We start from the raw sequence: 20,001 nt of genomic DNA on the forward strand, positions 1-20,001 counted from the left end.
TTCAATAAATGAGTGCTTAGCCTCTAATTTATTGAATTCAAACGATAAGAAATGCATTGATGAGATACAATGCGTTACTGTTAAAAAAATGATTTTTTACGTGATTTTTTAACGCTCTAATATGTATTGTGTTTTGCCTCATCCATAGCGAGATTCTCTCTGGTTTTTAGAGTCTGACCAGTATTTCGCACAAATTCTTTCGCCCCTTTTCAATGTTTTTTTATGGCATTTTTTGCTCAGTTCCGTAGTTATGTTAACATTTTGTTTCAATTGAATTTATTCAGAAACATATGTGATATTCAATTAAACGGGCGCCATGAAAGCGCAACGTCTTCTGTTTACGCCCATAAATACGGCCATAAGCACAGCCATAAGCACATCCATAAGCACATCCATAAATTCATCCATAAATGCCTCCGTAAAATAAATAGCGTGAGCATCTCGATTGATTGGACTTGGCTCGCTTTTTTATCATTGATCTGTACTTATTTATTTCCTGGATTAATTGGGCACGATCCATGGAAGCAAGATGAAACTTATATTTTTGGCATTATTCACCACTTACTTGAAACTGGCGATTGGATTGTTCCAACGATGGCTGGCGAGCCATTCATGGAAAAACCGCCTTTGTACTACTGGGTGGCCGCTATTTTCGCGAAAACCTTCACGCCTTGGTTAGCTTTACACGATGGCGCAAGGCTCGCAACGGGTTTATTTATGGCTGTTACTTGTGTTGCGACCGGATGGTCCGCCAGACATTGGTGGGGGCGTGGCTACGGTCGTTATGCAGTGCTGTCATTACTAGGATGCCTTGGTTTAGTTCTTCATTCGCATATGATGTTAACGGATGTACCTTTGCTGACAGGATTTGCGGTGGCAACCGCTGGATTTGTAAAAATCGATGAACATCCGCGTCTGTCTGGTGGATTGTTAGGTACCGGCGTCGGTATTGGTTTTATGGCAAAAGGGGTGTTGGCGCTTGGCGTATTTGGCTTGACAGCAGTGTTATTGCCTGTGTTTTTCAGACAGTGGCGTAAGCTGACCTATGGTAAATTTTTGATCCTGGCTTTGATCTACGCAATGCCCTGGTTATTTATCTGGCCGATTAGCCTTTATATGCGTTCGCCTGATTTGTTTATGGACTGGTTTTGGTTGAACAATGTAGGCCGCTTTTTTGGGTTTTCAGTAGCGCAACTCGGAGCACCACACACGGAGGGCTTTTGGATTACTACCTTGCCATGGTTTGCCTTTCCAGCCCTGCCATTGGCAATGTTGACCATTTGGCGTAATCGACATTCAGTATTTACATCCGCAGCGATCCAGGCTTGTGGTCTGGTATTTTTGATTATGCTGCTCGTTCTATGGCGAGCTGCCTCTGCGCGCGATAACTACGCGTTGCCTTTGTTGCTGCCGATCGCGTTAATCGCGGCACCTGCTGCACGTCATTTAGCTGCAAATTGGGATCGCACGTGGGACTGGAGTGCACGCGTGATTTTTGGTCTTGTCATTGCTTTTATCTGGACGGTATGGGCAGTTATGACGATCAATGGTTCTCCGCCAGAATGGGTTTTCTTGCTCAGACACTTACCACGTGACTTTGTACCGCATTTTGAATTTTGGCATGTGGTGACCGCAGTGGTTTTGACCTTTCTTGCTTTTGTTGGAATTGGCCAACTTTCTCGTGTTGAAGGGCGCGGTTTGGTGAGTTGGGTTGCCGGGCTTGGATTGAGTTGGATGTTGCTCTGCCAGCTTTTGCTTCCGTGGGTCGATCATGCAAAAAGTTACCGTAGCGTCTTTTCTTCGATGCAAACAGTATTAGCTGGTAATTTTGATTGTATGGCAAGTAAAGACTTAGGTGAATCAGAACGGGCCATGCTGAGATACTTTGTTGGAATTAATACTTACAGGCAAGAAAATATACCCGATGCAAGTTGTGACTTTTTATTGATTAATGGTTTTCAAAAATTACCACCAGACAATCTGCATGACAAACATTGGGAACTGGTCTGGGAGGGCGCGCGACCTGGCGATGATAATGAACGCCTATGGTTGTTTGCAGCCAAGAAAATGAATGGGCAATTGGCACTTGGTAACGGTCGCAGGCCGTTAAGATAAACTAGTCTTGGCGAGCTATTTTTTTGCGTTGGATTTGAATTGATTTATCACCGGCGCAATGACGCGCCAGATTTGCCATGTTTTGAAGGCCGTTTTTGATATTGAAGTAATACGTGCAGGTTTGATGAGCAACATGCCAGCGCCGATAGCAACTCCAAGTAAAGGGTTTTTGCGTAACTTGCCAATCACGCCACTAACAAATCGATAGCCTAATTCAGCGATATTGGCAGACTGTTTCATGTCTTGCAATTGCAAGGCAAGTACTTGTCTTTGAGCACTTATTTTAAGCAGTAGCGCTTGCCGCCGCAGTTCCAACTGATCAGGCTTGGTGGTCATGATTTTTCTACCTCAGACTGAGCGGTTGCACGTGTTCCACGCAACGCCGCGCTATCTTTTTGCAATTCAGACAAAGTGAATGAAAGCAAGCGAGGTTTTTTCGCAAATTGTTGCCGAAGCCACATGCCTAGTCCCAACGCGACGCCGAAAAAAATCGCGATCATTCCCGATATAACGACGATTCTGTGACTTTCCCAGAACAACGCTATCAGAAGCACTGCGAATAAGACCAGCGCAAAACAAGCACAAAACAAAGCGACGAGAGACCAAAGAAGAAGAGAGAAAAAACGCCCTAACTCTTCTTCAATCTCTACCGATGCCAACTCTAACCGCGTATGGACGATACCAATCGCTGTTCCGAGTAGTTGACCTAACGATTCAAAGATCGCCATTGTTACTTGTTACGGGCGATCAATAGACCTACCAGCAAGCCAACACCAGCAGCAATCCCGGCGGACTGCCATGGATTTTCTTTGACATACACGTCCGTTGCTTTTGCGGCTTCTTTAGTGCGCGTCACAACGATTTCTTCAACTCGTGCTAATTCTGCCTTCGCATTTTTGAGCGTATTTTCAAAACGCGCTTTCGCCGCTTTAAAGCCTTCACCAGATTGCTGATCAGTATTTTTGAGTAAGTCTTCCGCGTCCCGGATTACTTGATTCAGGTCATCCATCAACTTGTCATTTTGTTGTTCTGCTGAGCTCATCATTATTCCTTTAAAGTGGTTTAGCGAAACGTTCACCTTTAGTCTAGTGAAACTCGGCTTTCCAAGCTTGTCATAGATCAAAGTTAAACAATTAAAAACATGTCTGAGTAATGCTTTTTTAAAGAATCTGATTTTTACTTTAATGCATAGTCAAGCGCAATGCCAGCAAAGATTGCCGCACCTAACCAATTGTTATGCTTGAAAGCAGCAAAGCAACGTAAACGGTCACGGTCTCGTATCAAGGTGTAGTGATACAGGGCACAGATAACAGCTACCGCCATTCCAGCAAAAAACCAAGTACGTAAACCATATTGGACTGCAACCAAAGAAATCAAGCCTAAACTGACGCCGTAACATAGCATTACTGCAAAAATATCGTAACGACCAAACGTTATGGCTGAGGTTTTGATGCCAATTTTTAAATCATCATCACGGTCGACCATCGCATATTCTGTATCGTAAGCGACGGCCCAAAAAATATTGGCAATCAGCAACAGCCAGGCCGATACAGGAACCGTATTCTGAATAGCGGCATATGCCATGGGAATGCCAAATCCAAATGCAATACCTAAATACGCTTGAGGGATTGCAAAAAAACGCTTGAAGTACGGATAGCTGGCTGCGATCACAACAGCGATGATCGACAGCTGCTTGGTCAGGGTATTGAGCGAAAGAATTAAGCAAAACGAAATCAACGCGAGCAAGCCTGCGATCGCCAATGCTTCTTTTCCAGAAATTTTTCCGCTCGTTAATGGTCTTTCCGCAGTACGTTTGACATGCTTATCAAAATCACGGTCTGCATAATCGTTAATTGCGCAACCCGCGGAGCGCATTAAGGCTGTTCCTAAAGAGAAAATACCGATCAGCTTCCAGTCGGGCTTACCTGCCGACGCCAACCATAATGCGATTAGCGTTGGCCACAGAAGCAGCAAAATTCCTATTGGTTTATCCAAACGCACTAATTTGACATACCAATGACAACGGGTAACAAAAGCATTCATTTTTTCTTGTCTGTTGTTTCAATCAAATGGAATTATAAGTCCTCTATACAATGGATGGTCTCAATGCTATCGTAACCCACTAATAATTATTGTAGACGGACTGTTATCTGCGCGACGGATAATTGGCTTAAGTCATGCTGTTCAACTGACATCTGGGAAATGACATGAAATTTATACGAAAATTTGGCTTGGCTACGACTGCGGCCTTGATGTTGACTCAAACCGCACCAGCGTTTGCTGTCACAGAAATTAGCTGGTGGCATTCAATGACAGGTGCGTTGGGGGATCGTGTCAATAATTTGGCAGATCAGTTTAACAAAAGCCAGACTGAGTATAAGGTTGTGCCGGTATTCAAAGGCGAATATGACGAATCATTGTCTGCTGCGATTGCAGCGTTCCGCGCTGGCAACGCGCCAGATATCTTGCAAGTCTTTGAAGTTGGTACGGCCACGATGATGTACGCTAAAGGCGCGATCAAACCGGTGTCGGAAGTAATGAAAATTGCAGGTGAAAAATTTGAACCGGCAAGCTATATTCCGGCAGTCGCCAGTTACTATACCGCGCCAAATGGTGAGATGTTATCTTTACCCTTTAATAGTTCAACGACGGTTTTTTACTATAACAAGGATTTGTTTGCTAAGGCTGGTCTTGATCCGAATAAGCCACCGACAACGTGGCAGGAGATGACCGCAGATGCGGCACGCCTTAAAGTAGCCGGAAGCAAATGCCCGTATACCACTGGATGGCAAACATGGGTGCATTTAGAGAATTTTTCTGCTTGGCATAATGTTGAATTCGCCTCAAAAAATAATGGTTTTGGTGGACTGGATGCACGACTTAAATTCAATAGCCCTTTACATATCCGACATATTGAAGACATGGCGAATTGGGCTAAACAAGGTTATTTTGTGTACGCTGGACGTAAAAGCGAGCCGGATGCAAAATTTTACTCTGGCGAGTGTGCGATGTTGACTTCATCCAGTGCGGTGTATAGCGTTATCGTCAAAAATGCTAAATTTAAATTCGGTGTTGCGGCGTTACCGTATTATTCCGATGTGCCCGGTGCACCACAAAATACGATTATCGGTGGCGCATCTTTATGGGCTATGGCTGGTAAAAAAAATGAAGAATACAAAGGCGTAGCCAAATTTTATAAATTCTTGTCGCAACCGGAAGTACAGGCAAAATGGCATCAGGAAACTGGATACTTGCCGATCACCAATGCGGCTTACGAGCTGACAAAAAAATCCGGATTTTATGAAAAAAATCCAGGCACTGGTGTCGCGGTGCAACAGATGATCGTCAAAACGACTGACAAATCTCGGGGCATACGTTTAGGAAGTTTTCCGCAAATCCGGACTGTGATTGACGAGGAGTTGGAATGGGTCTGGACAGGGAAAAAGACCGCGAAAGAAGCGCTTGACGAAGCGGTAACGCGAGGAAATGAGTTACTGGCACGCTTCGAAAAAGCAAATAAATAAAACGAATTTTAAGCAACGATGTGATCAGAGTTGTTGTGGTGAAACACCCATGGCTGTGGCGCATCGCTACATAACTGTATTTTTTGTATATTTCGTGTTTATTTCTCGTATCTGTCTCACTCATGTAAAACAAGATTCATCTTGTTTTACATGAACGATAGACATTTTTATCAGAAGGTGATTCTTGGAAAAACGTGCACGATTTCGCTCACGATGGGTGCCTTATGCATTACTGGCACCACAACTTTTAGTGACAATAGTATTTTTTTTCTGGCCTGCAGCGCAAGCTTTACATCAATCAGTCTTGTTACAAGACGCTTTTGGATTATCCAGCGAGTTTGTCTGGCTAGATAATTTTAAAGCTTTATTTTCTGACCCAAGCTATTTGGCGGCCTTCAAAACGACCGGTATTTTCTCCGTATTAGTCGCGGTATTTGGTTTGACAATATCGCTGTTATTGGCGGTCTTTGCTGATCGCGTGGTTCGTGGTGCGGCTTTGTATAAAACCTTGTTGATCTGGCCGTATTCAGTATCACCAGTTGTGGTCGGTGTGCTGTGGATGTTCTTGCTGAACCCGACCTTAGGGGTAGTCGCTCATTTATTGCGCCATGTTGGTATCGAATGGAACCATTTGCTCAATGCGCAGCATGCAATGATATTGATTGTATTGGCAGCAGTTTGGAAGCAAATCAGTTATAACTTCTTATTTTTTTTGGCGGGTTTGCAGTCAATCCCTAAGTCATTGATTGAAGCGGCGGCAATTGACGGTGCGGGCCCAGTCCGGCGGTTCTTTACCATTGTTTTACCATTGCTGACACCGACGAGTTTTTTTCTCCTGGTCGTTAATATCGTTTACGCATTTTTCGACACGTTCGCGATCGTTGAAGCAACGACGCAAGGTGGACCAGGAAAAGAGACTGAGATTTTGGTATTTAAAGTCTTCAATGATGGTTTCAAAGGTGGCGACCTTGGCGGTGCAGCCGCTCAGTCAGTTGTTCTGATGGCGATCGTAATTGCGTTGACGGTAGTACAGTTTAAGTATGTAGAAAAGAAAGTGCAGTATTGAAAATGATAGAACGTCGACCGTTTCTGGATGCGATAAGTCATCTTGTTTTAATTCTTGGCGTGGTGCTGATTGCATTCCCGATCTATATCGCATTCGTGGCAAGTACACAAACTGCTGAGCAAGCGGCACTGGCGCCGATGTCGCTCATTCCAGGTGATCAGTTTTTGCATAATTTTATGACGGTTCTTGAGGGCGGCGCGAGCGCCAACGTCGATATCAATCCGGTTGCTCGCATGTTGTGGATAAGTCTTGCATCAGCCTTGTTGATTGCGTTTGGAAAAATTTCGATTTCTATGTTATCGGCATTTGCGTTAGTGTATTTTCGTTTTCCCGGCAGACGTTTGTTTTTCTGGATGATTTTCTTAACGATGATGTTGCCGGTTGAAGTCAGAATCAATCCCACATATAAAGTCATCTCCGATTTTGGGTTGTTGAATTCCTACGCGGGCCTGACGGTGCCATTAATTGCTTCTGCGACGGCTACATTTTTATTCAGACAATTTTTTCTGACAATTCCTGATGAATTGGCGGAGGCTGCACGCATCGATGGTGCCGGCCCACTACGTTTTTTTAAGGACGTCATATGGCCTTTATCGCGAACCAATTTGTTAGCCTTGTTTGTGATTATGTTTATCTACGGTTGGAATCAATATTTGTGGCCATTACTTGTTGCGACGGATCAAAGCATGTACCCGATCGGGATCGGTATCAAACGTATGATCGCCGGTGGCGATGCTGCGGTGGAATGGAATTTGGTGATGACAACCTTGTTGCTGGCAATGTTGCCGCCGGGATTGGTCGTGATTCTGATGCAAAAATGGTTTGTTAAAGGTTTGGTTGATTCGGAAAAATAAGTTTCGTTTGATCTGGTGAACCGGATCAGCACAATGATGCGATTGTATAGAGAGTAAAGATGGCACAGGTCCACTTAAAAAATGTAAAAAAAAATTACGGTCACGGCAAGAAAGCGGTGGACGTTATCCATGGTATTTCGGTGGATATTCAACACGGTGAATTTGTGGTGATCGTTGGCCCATCGGGTTGCGGTAAATCCAGCCTTTTGCGTATGATTGCGGGTCTGGAAGAGATTAGTGAGGGTGAGGTAATTATCGGTGACCGCGTCGTCAATGAGCTGGAGCCCAAGGACCGCGATATTGCGATGGTATTTCAAAACTATGCCCTCTATCCACACATGACCGTATTTGAAAATATGGCGTATGGCTTGAAGATCAGACGGTATTCAAAGTCAGAAATTACAGAGCGCGTGAACAAAGCCGCGAGGATTTTGGAGCTAGACAAATTATTGGATAGAACACCGCGAGAATTATCTGGCGGGCAACGACAGCGCGTCGCTATGGGAAGAGCGATTGTGCGCGAACCTGCTGTATTTTTATTTGATGAACCGCTGTCAAACCTCGACGCCAAATTACGCGTCCAAATGCGTCTGGAAATTCAAAAATTACATAAAGCCCTCGCGACGACGAGTTTATATGTGACGCACGATCAGGTCGAAGCGATGACGTTAGGCCAGCGTATGATCGTGATGAATGGCGGTGTCGCAGAACAAATCGGTACGCCAGACGAAGTGTATTCCAAACCTGCGACGAGTTTTGTTGCTAGTTTTATAGGTTCACCGCCGATGAATCTGTGGCAAGGAAACGTTAGCTCAGATGGTCATTGGATGACAATGGGGGATGTGAAATTTGAACTGCCATTTCACCCTTTGCGCCAACAACAGCATGCCGCCGGCGAGACTAAAATTATTTTGGGCGTGCGTCCAGAGCATTTATTTATCGGTATGCCTGGCTTGCCTTTTGAGATTGATTTGGTTGAGTCGTTAGGCGCTGATTTATTGATTCACGGTCGTTGCGCAGGACAGGCTGTGGTCGTACGTGCGCCAGTAGGGACACCTGTTCTTGCAGGTCAAAAAACGACCGCTGGTTTTACGTTTGACAGTATGCATCGATTTGATCCGCAAACACAAAAGCGCATCGATTAAACGTTTTTTTGCCGAGGCTAATTACATCAACAAGGCGGGTTTGCGGCGTGGTAGTTGATGATCGGATGGTTGTTTATTTTGTGATGCCGAATCGCTGATGAGAGCAGACATTGCTTGTTGCCGAAGGTTTGCTGCTTGTTCTGCGGCCTGATGCTGGCCTAAGAAATAACCAGAGCTAAACACGACGCCTGTGACCACTATGCAAGCACTATATCTGATGAGTGTTTTCATAAATTCTTTCAAGGTCTGAACATAGGATAATCGGGTGATCCGGGCAGATAGTGGAGGAGACACTGTTTGCCCGGATCACTCACCGCAGCACAGCGAGTGCCATGCGTCTTTGAAATCAAATGTAGTGTCGCAACTGCCAGAACTTAGAACTAGTAAAATGTTCCAAGGTTCATATTTCAGTATGTGTGGTACTGAAATTTGATACTATTGCGCTAATTTCATGATCGAATCGAGATACTATGAGTTCACCTGAATTATTGTTGAATGTATTGCGTACCGAATTGCGGGCAGCTGGCGTGACCTATAAAATTCTGGCTGAGCGCATAGGGATGAGTGAATCTAGTGTGAAGCGGATGTTCGGCCAAAAAGACATGAATTTGTCGCGTCTGGCAGAAATCTGTAAAGCAGCTGGCATCGCGCTAGAGGATATTTTCCGGCAAGCGGCAGATGTCACTCCGCACTCTGATACATTGACGCTGGCGCAAGAAAAATCGTTGATTGCCGATGCTAAGTTATTGTTGGTGGCGATTTCATGCCTTGGCCATTGGACGCTGGAACAAATTGTAGAGACCTATGAATTAAGTGAGCCTGAATGCATTTTGCATCTGATCGCGTTAGACAAATTAGAGTTGATTGAATTACGTCCAAATAACCGTTATCGACTCAATGTATCCCCGGCTTTTCATTGGCGTCCAGATGGTCCGGTTCAGCAGTTTTTTCGTGATCATGTGGTCAGCGATTATTTTCGTGGCACGTTCGATCATGCTGGCGAAACATTGTTGTGCGTACCGGCGCGCGTGTCTGATCGCAGCGCTATGGAAATTGTGCAAAAAATTCAACAGCTGGCTGCAGAGTTGGCCAGGCTCCAGCAAGATGATCGTCGTTTAAGACCCGAAGAGCGCGATGGCTTCACGCTCTTGGTCGGTTTCCAATCCTGGGAGTTTTCTGCATTAACTGCATTGCGCAGACCTGAACCAAAACCCGAATTACCGAGTATGACTCACCAGATCGGGCTTAAGAAAAGGTAGACGGCAGAACCTGCACCGCGGGTTGCACCTGCACCAAAGAAGAGCGGCCCGAAGCGTGTGTCTACCGATAAACTCGCGCTTCCCGCTTGCTTCAAAATACCTGTACTAAAAGGGGTTGTCGTTCCATAGGTGCCGCCTATTTCGGCAGACAAACCAAAGCGGATTGCACCGCCGACCGTGCCAGGCAAGGAACCTATCTTACGGGCAATAACGATCCGACCAAATATACTGTCATCACCAATCAGGGAGTTTGTTGGTAATCCGGATAATCGAAGAAATCCACCTAGGGGCGAAGTGAGTGGCGTGTTTTTTGTGCGCGCCCATTCGCCATAAATATGCCCTGACCAATCACCGTATTCAAATGCTTGCAGTGCGCTGAACTCTGATTGTGCTGTCGACGGTTCTCCAGTTCCCTTACTCGGCGACCTTTGCCATACCGCGTTGACATAGCTACCTTGGGTTGGAAATGCCAGCGAATTTAATGTATCAACTTTGAAATTGATAAATTGCGTGGTGTCATATATCTTTGAATTTGGATTAAAGCCAGAAGTTGGATCAGAAGATAACTCTGAATTCACTTTTTGAAATCCTCTCATCAACCCTGTTTCAATACTTCCCCAATTTCCCAGGTGTCTGCCTATCGACATCGTTGCCCGCGTATAACTGATTTCCTGGGTCGCCACTTTAATCTGATTGTTATAGATATTCTGGCTATGGGCGTTATATTCGATCGATGGTGCAACATACCATTGGGATGCTGGTGCCAGCGGCTGCCAGAATTGCGTATTGAATTCCCGCACGCTACCTATTTTTGCCAAGGTTCTAAGCTCTGCACCGTAGGCATTCAACGATGCTGCGACGTGCAACACATCTAATGCAAAACTGTTTTCATCTGAAAAATTACTCGCCAATTCCATACCGAAGCGAAGGCGATTTCTACTGGAATTGGATTCGGTCGGTTTGATCAAAATACTGCGCTCACCATCATTATCCGTAATGACGGTATCAACATTGTTCAGATCGCCGCGACCATACAGCCGTGTCGTCGCAGCGCGAATTTGTTGTTGTGTCAGTACCTGTCCTTCCTCTAATCCTGTTTGCGATACCAAAGCGACCGGGTTGATGTACTGCGTCCCTTGCACTTCGATTTTAGCGATTGGCAATGCTGTGATCGGACTTTTTGTCATCGACCCAGCGAGGAGTCGTTGTTCTTCATAATGGGAGAATTCTTCTTCAGAGAGGCTTAATCCCTGTAAGCGTGTGTTCAAATTCAACGCAGCTTTTTCACCCTCGTTAATCGCACGCGGGTATTGAGTGAAATCGAGAAACGAAATGCCATCAAGATTCGGTGAAATTAAAATATCTTGAGGATGTAATTGTTTGATTGAACGTTGTACATTTTGTTCGGTCAAAATTTGCAACATTTGGGTCGCGACATCGACCGCACTTCGCAATTCTTTTTCTTTAGCGAGTGGGGTTCCGACGTTGACGGCAATGATAATATCCGCCCCCATCGCCCTGGCAATTTCTACTGGTAAATTATTCACCAGACCACCATCGACAACCAGTTTGTCCTTGATCCGGACCGGTTCGAAGACGCCGGGTACGGCCAGAGATGCACGCATTGTTGCTAGCAGAGGTGTGGTATCTAGTTCTACTAATTCACCTGTTAAAAGATCCGAAGCCGCTGAGCGAAAAGGCAATGCTAGTTGATTGACTGGATGATCGCGCATACCTTCCGGCAAAAGCTGGGTCAGTGCATTTTCTAAAGCCGCATTGCCAGCTGCGGCCGGCGGCAATGACACGCCAGTTTTAGTGACTGCAAATTCAAGTCTTGTTGGTATCAGCCCATCTTCTGCTTTGCGTCTGAAATCCAGATCGGTGCGGGCAGGGCGGTCTGATAAGACGCTGCCCCAATCGGTATCGTGTACAGTTCTTTGCAACTCTTCAGGCGTGCGCCCTGCGGCATAGGCACCACCGACGACGGCACCCATGCTGGTACCAACGACAATATCGACCGGGATACGCATTTTTCGCAATGCGCGGATCACGCCTATATGTGCAAAGCCCCTGGCACCACCACCTGAGAGTACCAGGGCGATACGTGGACGTTGATGCGGTACGGTGGCGTCCCCAGGATCATCAGGCTCGTTTTGCGCGAGGCAAATGGTCGTCACACCAAGCGAGCAGATGCTGGCGCATAGAAAGAGAAGTCGGGTCAGTAACATATCTAGGCAGGCTCTCTACAAACATTGAACCGCAAATAGACCACATTTATGGAAACTGGTTCAGAAATGCCTAGAGTATAGCCTTAGTTGTTAGTTAATTGCTATCCAATCTGACGTGCATGATGTTGGATTTAGTCGGTTCTTTAAGGATAATTCGATGTACTTGCAGCTTGTACGTTTGACGTTTAATTTGTTGCTGTTGGATTAATTAATGACGTTAATACGTGATCGCGCCATTGGCCGTTGATTTTTAAGTAGGCTTTGGCGTAGCCTTCCTTTTCAAAGCCCAAGCGTTCTAAAACGGCCGCGCTACGAATATTGTCTGGCATATAATTAGCCATAATACGATGTAGATTCTCACGTTCAAACATGTATTGAATCGCCGCCGTCAGGGCTTCACTCATTAATCCCTTTCCCTGATGCGTATGGGCAATCGCATAGCCCAGGTGACAGGCTTGGAACACACCGCGGACGATATTGCTGAAATTACATACGCCGATCATTTTTTCGTCGCACATGATTGCGAGAAATAATCCATTGCCATGTTGCATTTGCTGAAACTGCTGGTATAAGCGTTCTTCACACTGGGTAATATCAAAATACGCGTCGGTTCGAACCGGTTCCCAGGGCGCCAAATGCTGCCGATTGTCGAGCAGATAGCGTTGTAATAATTGCGCTTGCTCTGGCCGTAAATTGCTTAAGGTCAGGTGCTCGGTGGTAATTGCTTGAGTGAGTAGCATGTTGCTGAGCAGACTTTAAATAGCATCGATGAATGCGATTTTACCGTTTAAATGATCAAGATTATTGGTCAGGGAAAAGCAAAATCAGGTATTAAGGTAACCGAAGGTGGGTTGCGACCACCCTACAAAAAGGGGGCAAGGCGCCCACTTGCCGTACAAACTGATATTCAAGGCTATCCTAATGTTCCTCTTAGTGCATCATTTTTGCGTCGATTTAAATAGGTAAAACGGGAAAGTATCTTAACTCGCTGCGCTCAGATAAAGATACTTTCTGATCCGCTTTCCGTGACGCTTAAATTTCTTTGAATTGCTTTGAATTTCTTGGAATTTCTTTGAATTGCTTTAATTTGCTTAGCCTGGAGGGGGAAAGCCAAAAGCGATATTGCTGTCGATGCGGATACGTAATCGTAGAGCGGGTATAAGCCACCCCGTCTAATCAGTAGACCAAAAAACGACGGTAACTACCGCACAGCCAAAATTATCAGCTTGCTGCTGAGTGAATGATCCCACCACCGAGGCAAATATCACCGTCATATAAAACCGCAGATTGCCCAGGGGTTACTGCCCACTGAGCCTGTTCAAAATGTAAGTTAAATTGTTGCTCATCGCCAGCAAATTGGCAGCGCATATCCGGTTGGCGGTAGCGCGTTTTCGCTGATAGAGCTACAGTTTCAGGCGCATGGCCAGCTACCCAACTAACTTGCGTCGCCTCTAAGCTTGAGGACAATAGCCACGGATGGTCATGGCCTTGTACAGCGTATAAAGTGTTAGCGGCGACATCCTTTCTGGCGACGTACCAGGCATCACTGCTGCCGTCTGCGTTCTGGTGCGATTTAATGCCACCAATGCCTATCCCTTTGCGCTGGCCAAGGGTGTAGAAGCTCAGACCGACATGCTGTCCAATGATTTCGTTTTCCGGTGTTTTGATTTCGCCTGGTTTATACGATAAATAGCGATTTAAGAAATCCCTGAAAGGACGTTCACCAATGAAGCAAATACCGGTGGAATCCTTTTTCTTGGCGTTCGGTAATTGCAGTTGTTCGGCAATTTTTCTTACTTCCGTTTTATGAATTTCACCCAAAGGGAACAACGTATTGGCGAGTTGTTTTTGGTTTAACCGATGTAAAAAATAACTTTGGTCTTTGGTGGCGTCTAATGCTTTGAGTAATTGAAACTCTCCATTCACTTCGCGTACGCGCGCATAATGACCGGTCGCGATGTAATCTGCGCCGAGTTTCATCGCGTGGTCTAAGAAGGCTTTGAACTTAATTTCTGCGTTACACAACACATCCGGATTTGGCGTACGGCCAGCCTGATATTCACGCAAAAATTCAGCAAATACGCGATCTTTATACTCACTGGCAAAATTAACGGCCTCAATATCAACGCCCACCACATCGGCGACGCTGACCGCATCGATCCAATCTTCGCGCGTCGAACAGTATTCTGAATCGTCGTCATCTTCCCAGTTTTTCATGAACAGGCCGATCACTTCATAACCCTGTTCTTTCAATAACCATGCTGATACCGACGAATCGACGCCGCCGGACATACCAATTACTACTCTTTTTTTGCTCATAATGTTGATCCAAGTACGCTTGGATGCGTAAATAACAAAGACAATGGTGCTCGTTGTCCTTGCAGATAATCGTCTATACAACGCAGCACCAAAGGGCTGCGATGCAGGTGTTTGCAATCCACAATTTCCTGATAGCTCATCCACAGGGTACGCAAAATACCTGTATCCAGTGGTTGGTCATAAGCGTTCCCAATTTCACCGGTAAAGGCAAAACGCAAATAAGTCACTTCTTCAGCCGTTTTCGGCGAAGTGAAGGTGGATAGATACGTTCCTACCAAGGCGGTCGGGGTGAAATCGTGTGCAGTCTCTTCTAGGGTTTCCCGAATGACTGCCTGGATTAAGGATTCGTGTGGATCCAAATGTCCAGCTGCCTGATTAATGCGTATGCCATCCGGTGTTTCTTCTTCGATCATTAAAAAGCGTTGATCGCGTTCAATGATCGCTGCAACGGTGACCGATGGCTTCCAGATGGTGGACATTGCTTCTTTCATTTAGTCTGGGAAGGTGACATTTTACTTTGCCATCAAAATTTGTGTGGCAAACCAGCAAATTTGAAAGTGAATTAGCTAATGCGTTTTATATATATCCATGCCGTAAAGCTATTTTTATTGTTATAAGTTAAACGCTATTTTTTAGAGTTATGCTATTTTTCGCTAACGAAAATCATCTAAATAATTGTTTTTAAAAGGAAATTTTATTTTTAAAACGATGGCGTTCACATTTTGTTGTTAAACTTAAAAAACAAATATTTCAACATTGGCAAAAAAGTGAACGGTTGTGCTAAAAAACATTTTGCGTGTAATATTGTTGTCGAATATTAAATGTAAGATTCAGGTAAGTATTTTGCCCAATGGCGTCAGAGACTGGGCTGGTTCAGAATGTATTACGGTTGCTGACTTGAATCGTGTGCGGTAAAGGCCGCTACAACATCACAGTGCGATCAGTTTCGAAGCCGGTGCACTGCGACGAGAGGCAGTAACAAAGAAAAGATTTTATTCACTATCAGGGAGCAAATCTATGAAAATCGGCATTCCCGCCGAGACTCGGCCTGGAGAGACGCGTGTTGCGGCGACTCCGGAAACCATTAAGAAGTACGTTGCTGCAAAACATCAGGTGATTGTGCAGTCTGGTGCTGGTGTGGCTTCGAGTATCACAGATGAAGCGTATCTGGCAGCAGGCGCCCAGATCGGCACTGCTGCAGAAGCATTCGGCGCAGAATTAGTATTAAAAGTACGTGCGCCAGATGCCGGTGAAAGGGCTTTGATCAAGTCCGGAGCAGTGTTAGTCGGTATGCTCAACCCCTTTGATGCCGATAATATTGCAGCGATGGCCGCCCATGGTATCAGCGCATTTGCCCTCGAGGCGGCGCCACGTATTACGCGTGCACAATCCATGGACGTACTGTCATCACAAGCTAATATCGCTGGTTATAAAGCAGTGATGCTGGCGGCGAACACCTATCAACGTTTTATGCCAATGCTGATGACGGCAGCAGGTACTGTTAAAGCAGCGCGTGTGTTGATCATGGGTGTCGGTGTGGCAGGCCTGCAAGCGATTGCGACAGCCAAGCGTCTGGGTGCTGTGATTGAGGCATCCGACGTGCGACCTCCGGTCAAAGAACAAGTTGAATCCCTTGGCGCTAAATTTATCGATGTCCCTTACGAGACGGATGAAGAGCGCGAAATCGCGCAGGGTACAGGTGGCTATGCCCGTCCTATGCCCGCTGCATGGATGCAACGTCAGGCAGCATTGGTGCATGAGCGCGCCAAACAAGCCGACATTATTATTACTACCGCGTTGATACCAGGTCGTAAAGCCCCGGTATTGATTTCAGAAGAGACTGTTAAGTCTATGAAGCCTGGTTCTGTGATCGTCGATATGGCGGTCGAGCAAGGCGGTAATTGCCCGTTGTCAGAATTAGGGAAAACAGTGACCAAGTATGGTGTTCACATTATCGGTGAACCGAATCTGGCGACCTTACTGGCGGCAGATGCTTCGGCATTGTATGCCCGCAATGTACTCGACTTTTTGAAACTGATCATCGACAAAGAAGCTGCATTGGCGATCAATCGTGAAGACGAAATTGTTGCTGCTACGCTCGTCTGTGCCGGCGGCGAGGTTCTCAAGAAGTAAGAAATTTTAAGTTTTTCGTCACATGTATCAGAAAGTAGAAACACCATGCAAAGAAATATGCTCCGCGCCAAAATTCATCGCGCTACTGTGACCCAGTGCGATCTCCACTATGAAGGTTCTTGTGGAATTGATGAAGATCTGCTCGACGCTGCGAATATCATCCAGAACGAACAGGTCGAGCTGTACAACGTGAACAATGGCGAACGCTTCTCCACCTATGCAATTAAAGGCAAACGTGGCAGTGGCGAAATCTCATTGAACGGTGCTGCAGCCCGTCGTGTGCAACTGGGCGATTTGATGATCATTTGTACTTACGCACCAATGACAGAAGAAGAAGCGCGTGCGCACAAACCGAATGTGGTTTTTGTGAATGCAAAAAATCAGATCACCAGTCTCAAGGAGTATTAAGCCGATGACAAAGGAGCGGACGATGGCAGGAATGATAGATGCACGATGCCTGTCAGAAAAAGTTGCCCGAGAAATCGACGGTATTTGCATGTCTCAATCACTACAACAGAGAGGACATCATGGAAGTTAGTCATACCCTAACCAACCTCATCATTTTTGTACTGGCAATTTATGTCGGTTATCACGTGGTCTGGACGGTAACACCTGCATTACATACGCCGTTAATGGCGGTGACCAATGCGATCTCAGCCATCATCATTGTCGGCGCAATGTTGGCGGCTGGCTTGACTGAAGGCTTACTGGCGCAAGTCATGGGCACGGTCGCTGTGGCCTTGGCTGCGGTGAATGTTTTTGGCGGTTTTCTGGTCACACAGAGGATGCTGGAAATGTTTAAGAAAAAAGAGCCTAAAGCAGCAAAAGCGGACGGTAACAAGGAGGGCAAATAATGAGTATGAATCTCGTCACAATGCTCTATCTGATCGCCTCGGTATGTTTTATCCAGGCGCTGAAAGGCTTGTCTCATCCATCTACTGCGCGTCGTGGTAACACGTTTGGTATGGTCGGGATGGCGGTTGCGGTAGCGACAACCATTGCTTTGATTGTCAAGCTCAAAACCGAAAGCGCCGGAAGCGGCATGGGCTATGGCCTGGTTGCGCTGGGTGTCGTTGTCGGCGGCAGTATTGGTGCCATTCTGGCCAAACGCGTTGAAATGACAAAAATGCCTGAACTGGTTGCAGCGATGCACTCGTTGATTGGTTTGGCAGCGGTATGTATTGCTGTTGCTGTTGTATCTGAGCCTTGGGTATTTAATATCGTTGGCAAAGATATGCCAATTCCAGTAGGTAACCGGATTGAGTTATTTATCGGTACTTTTGTCGGTGCAATTACGTTCTCTGGATCTGTGATCGCGTTCGGTAAATTGTCTGGTAAGTACAAGTTCCGCTTATTTCAGGGGGCACCAGTCAGCTTCAGTGGTCAACATCAGTTAAACCTGGTGCTGGCGCTGGCTATGCTGGGTTTAGGAATTGCTTTCTGTGTGACACAAAGTTGGACACCATTTGTGTTGATGACAGCGATCGCGTTTGTGTTGGGCGTCTTGATTATCATCCCTATCGGTGGTGCAGATATGCCCGTCGTTGTGTCGATGCTTAATAGTTACTCAGGTTGGGCGGCAGCAGGTATTGGTTTTTCATTAAATAACTCAATGTTGATTATCGCCGGTTCGCTGGTGGGATCCTCTGGCGCAATTCTGTCCTACATCATGTGTAAGGCAATGAATCGTTCGTTCTTTAATGTGATTTTGGGTGGCTTCGGTGGTGAAGCGGCAGCCGCAAGTAGCGGTACGCAAGCACAGCGTAATGTTAAGTCGGGTTCAGCCGACGACGTCGCGTTTTTGCTGGGTAATGCTGAAACAGTCATCATCGTTCCAGGTTATGGTCTGGCGGTAGCACGTGCACAACACGCCCTCAAAGAGTTGACTGAAAAGCTGACGCACAAGGGGATTACCGTTAAGTATGCGATCCATCCGGTTGCCGGACGGATGCCTGGTCACATGAACGTGCTGTTGGCGGAGGCGGAAGTGCCTTACGATCAAGTCTTTGAAATGGAAGACATCAACAGTGAGTTCGGTCAGGCTGACGTGGTGCTGGTGTTAGGCGCCAATGACGTGGTTAATCCTGCTGCAAAAGATCCAAAATCACCGATTGCTGGTATGCCGATTCTGGAAGCTTACAAAGCAAAAACAGTCATCGTTAATAAACGTTCTATGGCCTCTGGTTATGCTGGTCTGGATAACGAGTTGTTCTATATGGACAAAACAATGATGGTATTCGGTGATGCGAAAAAGGTTATTGAGGATATGGTGAAAGCGGTCGAATAAGGCTGCGGCAACTGCGTCATTACCAAGAAAATCCCCGTCGACCTCAATGGTGGCGGGGATATTTTTTTATTTGTAGCAATACAAAAAAGCCACTTGCAGAGCAAGTGGCTGATGCTTTAAACCAAGTGAATCCGATTGAAAGTCAATAACTTACATTCTGACCAGCGTCGATTTCCCAAACAGACTCTCGATGAGATCGACCGCCAGAATTGCCGTCTGATTACGCAAATCCAGAGCCGGATTAAGTTCAACCAGATCCAGTGATGCCAGCAAGCCAGTGTCGGCAATCATTTCCATGCACAACTGTGCTTCGCGGTAGGTCGGGCCGCCCAAAACCGCAGTGCCAACACCTGGTGCAATCGCAGGATCAAGGCAATCCATATCGAAACTGACGTGTAAATGCGTGTTCGAATCAACCCCTGCTAACGCGGAGCTCATGACATTGCGCATGCCGTATTCATCGATATAGCGCATGTCATAGACTTGAATACCCATTTCGTGAATGAATTTCTTTTCGCCCGCGTCGACGCTGCGGATGCCGATTTGACGAATCTCATCTGGCTGCATCGCTGGCGTATGGCCGCCGTAAGCGATTAATTCCTTTGGGCCATGACCCATCAGACAGGCGACAGGCATGCCGTGAATATTACCGGTGGGGCTAATTGTCGATAAATTACTATCGGCGTGGGCATCAAACCACAAGACACGTAACTTTTTACCGACCCGGCGGCAATGCGCCGCCACGGCACTAATAGAACCAATTGCCAGGCAATGGTCACCACCCAGCATCATAGGAATGTGACCATTTAGCAAAGCATGATCGACCGCATCGTAGACGGCCTGATTCCAGTCGATCGCTTCTTTCAGATGACGCAATCCATTCACGGGTTGTTCCCATGGATTGGCAGGGCCTCGCAGGTTGCCGTGGTCAATGACCTTGAGATGACGCCCTTCCAGGGCTTCGTTCAGACCTGCAACGCGTAATGCATCAGGCCCCATGCCTGCGCCTCTGACGCTAGCGCCGACATCTGTCGGCGCTCCAATTAAGGAAATGGTTTTCATTCTATGTGT

19 protein-coding genes and 1 pseudogene are annotated in these 20,001 nt (G+C 46.3%); 10 read left to right on the forward strand and 10 right to left on the reverse strand.

The genetic code is table 11. The annotated features are described in order from the left end of the window. Nucleotides 1-480 precede the first annotated feature (480 nt). Nucleotides 481-2,115: pseudogene (locus ACO0K1_RS10365) on the forward strand (ArnT family glycosyltransferase); the annotation flags it as partial. A gap of 15 nt (nucleotides 2,116-2,130) precedes the next feature. Here ACO0K1_RS10365 and ACO0K1_RS10370 read toward each other — a convergent pair. The 4 genes from ACO0K1_RS10370 to ubiA form a co-directional block, all read right to left on the reverse strand. Beyond that, entirely contained in the window at nucleotides 2,131-2,451 is a 321-nt protein-coding gene (locus tag ACO0K1_RS10370; RefSeq protein ID WP_423025366.1) for a YqjK family protein, read from the reverse strand. Further along, nucleotides 2,448-2,843, reverse strand: a complete 396-nt coding sequence (locus ACO0K1_RS10375) for a phage holin family protein (protein ID WP_423025368.1) — start codon at nucleotides 2,841-2,843, stop codon at nucleotides 2,448-2,450. Before ACO0K1_RS10375 ends, ACO0K1_RS10370 begins: the two co-directional genes overlap by 4 nt. 2 nt (nucleotides 2,844-2,845) lie before the next feature. Continuing rightward, complete coding sequence (locus tag ACO0K1_RS10380; protein WP_423025370.1) at nucleotides 2,846-3,160, reverse strand: DUF883 family protein; 315 nt, start codon at nucleotides 3,158-3,160, stop codon at nucleotides 2,846-2,848. A gap of 131 nt (nucleotides 3,161-3,291) precedes the next feature. Beyond that, nucleotides 3,292-4,158: a 4-hydroxybenzoate octaprenyltransferase gene (ubiA, locus tag ACO0K1_RS10385; RefSeq protein WP_423025372.1), complete on the reverse strand. Its 867-nt coding sequence runs from the start codon at nucleotides 4,156-4,158 to the stop codon at nucleotides 3,292-3,294. 164 nt (nucleotides 4,159-4,322) lie between these two features. Between ubiA and ugpB the strand changes: the two genes are divergently transcribed. The 4 genes from ugpB (at nucleotide 4,323) to ACO0K1_RS10405 (ending at nucleotide 8,704) form a co-directional block, all read left to right on the forward strand. Further along, nucleotides 4,323-5,639: a sn-glycerol-3-phosphate ABC transporter substrate-binding protein UgpB gene (gene ugpB / locus ACO0K1_RS10390; RefSeq protein WP_423025374.1), complete on the forward strand. Its 1,317-nt coding sequence runs from the start codon at nucleotides 4,323-4,325 to the stop codon at nucleotides 5,637-5,639. Nucleotides 5,640-5,823: 184 nt separating this feature from the next. Beyond that, the gene (gene ugpA / locus ACO0K1_RS10395) at nucleotides 5,824-6,705 is read left to right on the forward strand and encodes a sn-glycerol-3-phosphate ABC transporter permease UgpA (RefSeq protein WP_423025376.1); all 882 of its coding nucleotides are present in this window, start codon (nucleotides 5,824-5,826) and stop codon (nucleotides 6,703-6,705) included. Between the two features lie 2 nt (nucleotides 6,706-6,707). Next, nucleotides 6,708-7,559, forward strand: a complete 852-nt coding sequence (gene ugpE, locus ACO0K1_RS10400; protein ID WP_423025378.1) for a sn-glycerol-3-phosphate ABC transporter permease UgpE — start codon at nucleotides 6,708-6,710, stop codon at nucleotides 7,557-7,559. Between the two features lie 59 nt (nucleotides 7,560-7,618). Further along, entirely contained in the window at nucleotides 7,619-8,704 is a 1,086-nt protein-coding gene (locus ACO0K1_RS10405) for a sn-glycerol-3-phosphate import ATP-binding protein UgpC (RefSeq protein ID WP_423025380.1), read from the forward strand. Nucleotides 8,705-8,725: 21 nt separating this feature from the next. On the opposite strand, the gene ACO0K1_RS10410 is transcribed toward ACO0K1_RS10405, so the two are convergent. Further along, nucleotides 8,726-8,935 (reverse strand): hypothetical protein, encoded by a 210-nt coding sequence (locus tag ACO0K1_RS10410; RefSeq protein WP_423025382.1) that lies wholly within the window; start codon nucleotides 8,933-8,935, stop codon nucleotides 8,726-8,728. Between the two features lie 239 nt (nucleotides 8,936-9,174). Here ACO0K1_RS10410 and ACO0K1_RS10415 point away from each other — a divergent pair, with 239 nt between their 5' ends. Then, nucleotides 9,175-9,963 (forward strand): helix-turn-helix domain-containing protein, encoded by a 789-nt coding sequence (locus ACO0K1_RS10415; protein WP_423025384.1) that lies wholly within the window; start codon nucleotides 9,175-9,177, stop codon nucleotides 9,961-9,963. Here ACO0K1_RS10415 and ACO0K1_RS10420 read toward each other — a convergent pair. From ACO0K1_RS10420 to ACO0K1_RS10435, 4 genes are all read right to left on the reverse strand, one after another. After that, nucleotides 9,936-12,191, reverse strand: a complete 2,256-nt coding sequence (locus tag ACO0K1_RS10420; protein WP_423025386.1) for a patatin-like phospholipase family protein — start codon at nucleotides 12,189-12,191, stop codon at nucleotides 9,936-9,938. The genes ACO0K1_RS10415 and ACO0K1_RS10420 overlap by 28 nt on opposite strands. Nucleotides 12,192-12,376: 185 nt before the next feature. After that, on the reverse strand, nucleotides 12,377-12,931 hold the full coding sequence (rimJ, locus tag ACO0K1_RS10425) for a ribosomal protein S5-alanine N-acetyltransferase (protein WP_423025388.1): 555 nt from the start codon (nucleotides 12,929-12,931) through the stop codon (nucleotides 12,377-12,379). Nucleotides 12,932-13,412: 481 nt separating this feature from the next. Beyond that, nucleotides 13,413-14,510, reverse strand: coding sequence for a tRNA 2-thiouridine(34) synthase MnmA (gene mnmA / locus ACO0K1_RS10430; RefSeq protein WP_423025390.1), 1,098 nt, complete (start codon nucleotides 14,508-14,510; stop codon nucleotides 13,413-13,415). Next, the gene (locus tag ACO0K1_RS10435; RefSeq protein WP_423025392.1) at nucleotides 14,507-14,989 is read right to left on the reverse strand and encodes an NUDIX hydrolase; all 483 of its coding nucleotides are present in this window, start codon (nucleotides 14,987-14,989) and stop codon (nucleotides 14,507-14,509) included. The genes mnmA and ACO0K1_RS10435 overlap by 4 nt, the downstream gene beginning before the upstream one ends. Before the next feature lie 538 nt (nucleotides 14,990-15,527). Here ACO0K1_RS10435 and ACO0K1_RS10440 point away from each other — a divergent pair. The 4 genes from ACO0K1_RS10440 (at nucleotide 15,528) to ACO0K1_RS10455 (ending at nucleotide 18,930) form a co-directional block, all read left to right on the forward strand. Then, entirely contained in the window at nucleotides 15,528-16,643 is a 1,116-nt protein-coding gene (locus ACO0K1_RS10440) for a Re/Si-specific NAD(P)(+) transhydrogenase subunit alpha (RefSeq protein WP_423025394.1), read from the forward strand. A gap of 45 nt (nucleotides 16,644-16,688) precedes the next feature. Further along, nucleotides 16,689-17,051 carry an aspartate 1-decarboxylase gene (gene panD, locus ACO0K1_RS10445; RefSeq protein ID WP_423025396.1) on the forward strand — a complete coding sequence of 121 codons (363 nt, stop codon included), beginning with the start codon at nucleotides 16,689-16,691 and terminating at the stop codon, nucleotides 17,049-17,051. A 119-nt stretch (nucleotides 17,052-17,170) separates the two neighbouring features. Next, complete coding sequence (locus tag ACO0K1_RS10450; RefSeq protein ID WP_423025456.1) at nucleotides 17,171-17,497, forward strand: NAD(P) transhydrogenase subunit alpha; 327 nt, start codon at nucleotides 17,171-17,173, stop codon at nucleotides 17,495-17,497. Beyond that, nucleotides 17,497-18,930 (forward strand): NAD(P)(+) transhydrogenase (Re/Si-specific) subunit beta, encoded by a 1,434-nt coding sequence (locus ACO0K1_RS10455; protein WP_423025398.1) that lies wholly within the window; start codon nucleotides 17,497-17,499, stop codon nucleotides 18,928-18,930. The genes ACO0K1_RS10450 and ACO0K1_RS10455 overlap by 1 nt, the downstream gene beginning before the upstream one ends. A gap of 150 nt (nucleotides 18,931-19,080) precedes the next feature. Here the strand turns inward: ACO0K1_RS10455 and rocF are convergent, their stop codons facing one another. Beyond that, the gene (rocF, locus tag ACO0K1_RS10460) at nucleotides 19,081-19,992 is read right to left on the reverse strand and encodes an arginase (RefSeq protein ID WP_423025400.1); all 912 of its coding nucleotides are present in this window, start codon (nucleotides 19,990-19,992) and stop codon (nucleotides 19,081-19,083) included. Nucleotides 19,993-20,001 lie beyond the last annotated feature (9 nt).

The organism is Undibacterium sp. SXout20W (assembly GCF_049340285.1).
In the GTDB taxonomy this organism is placed as follows: Bacteria; Pseudomonadota; Gammaproteobacteria; order Burkholderiales; family Burkholderiaceae_D; genus Undibacterium.